The 854-nt window shown below is 66.3% G+C and carries 1 protein-coding gene; it reads right to left on the reverse strand.

From position 1 onward, the window contains the following. Positions 1-252: hypothetical protein (locus U9980_RS24840; protein WP_322770141.1), on the reverse strand; the 252-nt coding region annotated here is incomplete at its 3' end. Positions 253-854: the final 602 nt, after the last annotated feature.

The raw sequence follows: 854 nt of genomic DNA on the forward strand, positions 1-854 counted from the left end.
GAACGGCAACGCCGCATACCCGGTCACCGGCAAACCCGGCTCCCCCGCACACAGCCCGAGATCGCCGACGTCGATGAGCGGCGCCACCATCCGTACCCCGGGCACCACCATCGCCCACACCACATCCGGAGTGATCACATCCCGGGCGTTCACCAGCCACGCCACCACCGAACCGATACCCATCCTCGTCATCCCACCCCCACCCTTCAAAATCGCCATCGTCGTAACCGTCCCCATCGCCGAAGTGGTCATCGCGGTCATCGTTGCTGTTCACCTACGCTCCCCGGATCGTCCGAATACACGTCCACATCGCGTCCGTCTCACAGAACAGGTGGCGGCCCCAGGCAAAGGGCGGTGTGTGGCCCGACGGAGCCCCGCCCAGAGCCGCCAGGGACGAACGGCACCGCCCAGCCATCGGGACCGGGATAGCCGCACATCCCGCACGACGCCGGCCGGGGGGACAACCCCAAGCCCGACCAGCACCGCCGCCGATAACTATGAGTACTCACATCGGCCTGCGTAATGACTGCTTTCGCGGCTTCTTGGGGCCTCCTGGAGACACCGACCACCCACGCACGGACTTCAAGGTGTCGTTCCGTGACTTCTAGGCCCTGGCACGTGACATACCCGCCCCGGCTCCGCGACGATGACCACGCACCCGTGTTCCCCGTCCGCTGCCCAGCCGAGAGAACGCGCCGATGACACCGCCGCTCGTGAACACCTCCCGCACCCTGCTTGGCCGTCTTGTCCATGAGCGGCGCTGGACCGTCCAGGACTTCCTCCACGAGTACACGGCCGCAGCTCGATCACTCAGGGTGAAGGCAGATGAGATCGGGGAACGTCAGGCCAAGCGG

The sequence above is a fragment of the Protofrankia sp. Cr1 genome, assembly GCF_963555865.1.
GTDB lineage: Bacteria > Actinomycetota > Actinomycetes > Frankiales > Frankiaceae > Protofrankia.